General features: G+C 56.2%; 3 protein-coding genes. 2 read left to right on the forward strand and 1 reads right to left on the reverse strand.

The window, feature by feature from the left end:
* Window positions 1–424: 424 nt before the first annotated feature.
* Window positions 425–598, reverse strand: a complete 174-nt coding sequence (locus B4968_RS23650; RefSeq protein ID WP_161492657.1) for a hypothetical protein — start codon at window positions 596–598, stop codon at window positions 425–427.
* Between the two features lie 283 nt (window positions 599–881).
* Here B4968_RS23650 and B4968_RS22620 point away from each other — a divergent pair, with 283 nt between their 5' ends.
* Together B4968_RS22620 and B4968_RS22625 are read left to right on the forward strand one after the other, a co-directional pair.
* The gene (locus B4968_RS22620; RefSeq protein ID WP_083101429.1) at window positions 882–2597 is read left to right on the forward strand and encodes a DNA primase family protein; all 1716 of its coding nucleotides are present in this window, start codon (window positions 882–884) and stop codon (window positions 2595–2597) included.
* Window positions 2598–2961: 364 nt separating this feature from the next.
* The coding region (locus tag B4968_RS22625) for a hypothetical protein (RefSeq protein ID WP_139792999.1) at window positions 2962–3252 on the forward strand (291 nt) is incomplete at its 3' end.

Genomic DNA, 3252 nt, shown 5'->3' on the forward strand with positions numbered 1-3252 from the left:
ACAATAAACAGTCCGATAATTTTGACACCCCTTTAGATTGCAAGAGGGTGCTGGAAACAAATTAACCAATTTAGAATGATGCGTCCCGAATGACGCAACAACTCTTATCGCCCGAAACAAACACTTTTGCCTTCTTTCGGTCAATTGTGAGGGAATTTCCCAAATATGAGGAAATTCTGATATCTTTCGGGTATGAGACACAGATGTTGTACGTGGCGGTCAAAATGATGTGCTTGTGGCTTAATTATATGCACTTGCGCAACATTTTTCGGACTGCCCCAAAAACAAAATTCGGACCACAAAGGGGTCATTCTTGCAAAAGGAATGACCTCTCATGTTATCAAAAATCGAAAAAACTGCCTTTCCCTATGGCCTAAATGCGCCCCGGATGGACCCCTCCGGCCTGCCTGATGCCTGGTCTCTTTCAGTCAAAGCGGTAAATACAACCGAACTCTCCTTGCAACGCCTTATGCGGGCCGAGCGTTTGACTTTTCTCGGGGAATTCGCCTGCCTGATTATTGACTATATCGCCCATCACCCGGACGCGGCCGATCTGAAAAATTGGCAAAATGGCCTGGGTTTGCGCAAGGCTAAACACTACGCCTTCAAGACGGGCCTGTCTGTGCCACCGTCGATCCTGACGCCGATGACACGCACAGGTTTAGTCTTCATTGACGATCATTCCCGCAGCTCTGGCCAGAGCCTTGGGGGGAAGGCTCAAGCAAGCACCCGGCCGAGGCGCGCCAGCTCTATGAGGGCGCATTGGGCCGCCTCAGAGGCTTGGGCTTGCGGGTGCGTCTCACAGTGCCCCAGGGCCGCTGGGACCTGGACCTTGATTTTGCAGACGTGGTGCTGGCCGAAACTTTGGAAAGGAACAGGCAATGGGAATGATTGACCAACTGGTGGGCAACCATGGCAAAACCAAATCCCGCAAAGATCTGCGCCTTTCGCCAGAGGAGCGCGCCTATCTGGAATTGAACGATCGGGGCAATGCCCGCCGGATCTTGGCCGCCTATGGCGAGGATTTGGTTTTCGTTTTGGGCAAAGGCTGGGGCGTCTGGGATGGCAACTGTTTTTCCTTTCAATCGGGCATCCTGCGCGCGGCCGAAATTTTCGCACGGCTTCCCGACTTGGTGGCCGAGGAAATCAAAGCGGTTGCCATTCAACAATTTTCCGAACTTGAGGTGGCCCGTTTTCGCCAGCGCGAGGCGGACAAGCCCAAGGACCCCCGCCGTTTTGTCACCGATGAGGAGGCCTCCGAGGCCATGCGCCAGGACCGCATAAAAGCCCTGCGCAAACACCAGACCACCGTGGGCAATGTGGACAAGCAAGGCAAGGCTCTCAAAGCCTGCGAATGGCAAGTCCGGGCCGAAATTCACGACCTGGATGCGGACCCCTGGCTTTTGGTGGTCAAAAATGGTGCCGTGGATCTGCGACGGGTCAAAGACGCGCCGCCACCGGATGGCGCGGGGGATTGGAACCCTGACAAGGATCTTTCCGCCTGGCGCCGGGATTGGCTTGTCCCGGTGGATCGCGCCCCGCGCCCCACGAGATGCGCCGGAACGCCCTTTGTGCCTGGTGCGACCTGCTCAGAGTGGGAACAATTCATGCTGTTGATTGTTCCAGATTATGACATTCGCGCTTGTTTGAAACGCGCGCTTGGCGCTCTGGTTTTTGGGCAAAATCCGGCGCAGGTGGCGTTATTGGTCCGGGGGGCGGGCGGCAATGGCAAATCGACCCTCGCCAAGATTTTGGGTGAAGTCCTCGGCAGTTTTGGCGGCTATGCGGCCCCCGCCAAGGTGGAAATGTTCCTGCAAACCCAGAACCAAAGCGCAGGACAGGCCACGCCAGAGGAGGTGGATTTACCCGGCGCGCGGGTGATCTTGGCCTCTGAACCAGCGGTAACGGATGTATTCAGCGCCAAGAAAATCAAATCCCTCACGGGTGGCGACCTGCGCCCGGCACGGGCACTGGGTATGCCGCAATTTGTCTACCGCCCAACCGGCATACCTGTGATTTTTTTCAACAGGACCCCCAAAATCAAAGATGAGGATGACGGCACCCGCCGCCGCCTTGTTTTTATCCCGCTGGACGTCAATCTGCGCGAACTGCCACAGGAACAACGGCGCGGGGAATTGGAGATAAACGCCGCCCTCATGGCGGAACTGCCTGGTATTCTGAATTGGCTTCTGGATGGCTTCCGTGACTTCTTTGAGCGCCTGGAGCAGGGCAAAGGGGTGCCGCCCGGTATTGACTCCCCCAAGGCCATGTTGACGCTCAAGGACCGCCTTATGGAGGCGGCGGACCCGGTGGGCACCTTCCTACGCGAATGTGCCGATATAGAGCCGGACACCCGCACCCGCACGGCTGATTTCTTCAAGGCCTTCAAAGCCTGGGCCAAAGAGGTTGGTGCCCGCGTTTACTCAGATTCCGCCCTGCGGGATAACCTGAATGAAAAGGGTTTTGAGAGGGGGAAATCCAATGGCCTGATGGTGTTTCGCGGCTTCAAGCTCAAGGATGAACCCATGGTAAATGACTACCTGAAAGCCTCAAATCAGCCCCCGGATGACGGCTACACGCCTGATGATTTCCGCTAATCGCGCGCCATCACGCTCCCCCGCGCCCCTGTTTTACCTCCCTTGGTTGGGGAGGCGTAGGGAATTCAGGGAGGGTTTATGCGGACAAGCCGCAAGCGGCTTGACTGAGAATGGTTGGGGCGATGGGTTTTTGGGGATGCTTAGGGAAGCGCGAGGGACGTTTTTCTGGGGGTTTGGGGAGGGTGAAAAATCACAAAACGCAATGGTTTTAGTCCCTTACGGTTAACCCCTAATATATAGGGAATATAGGGAGGGGTATATATAGGCATACTATAAAATATGGGAAAATAGAGGTTTTTATATAGAGCAATAGGGGGGTGTCTCTCACCTCCCCAGGGCGATAATCTGAAAAGGATCTGGTGCGATGAGAAAACAGACACGCCCAACCGATGCGGTGAACTTTGAGGCGGCCACCATTCAGGACGGCCACCGCGTTGACGTGGTTTATCGGCGGCGGGGCGCGGCAATCCTGACCCGTCTTTTACCGGCCGAGCGCCACGCCGTGGAAACCTATATTGCCACGGCCGAGGCTGTCATGGCTGGCGGCGCCACCAATCCACGCGATAGCCTAACCGCCACGGCAGGTGCTTCTGGCGGTCACTCCGCTGATGGCAGGCAGGCCGGATATGAACCGCGCCGTGTTTGTCGGAGGCTG

It is taken from the genome of Pseudophaeobacter leonis (assembly GCF_002087335.1).
Taxonomy (GTDB): domain Bacteria; phylum Pseudomonadota; class Alphaproteobacteria; order Rhodobacterales; family Rhodobacteraceae; genus Pseudophaeobacter; species Pseudophaeobacter leonis.

What these genes read in the sequence shown, in the direction of transcription:
- B4968_RS22620 (WP_083101429.1), top strand. Translation starts at nt 882, where the DNA reads ATGGGAATGATTGACCAACTGGTGGGCAACCATGGCAAAACCAAATCC.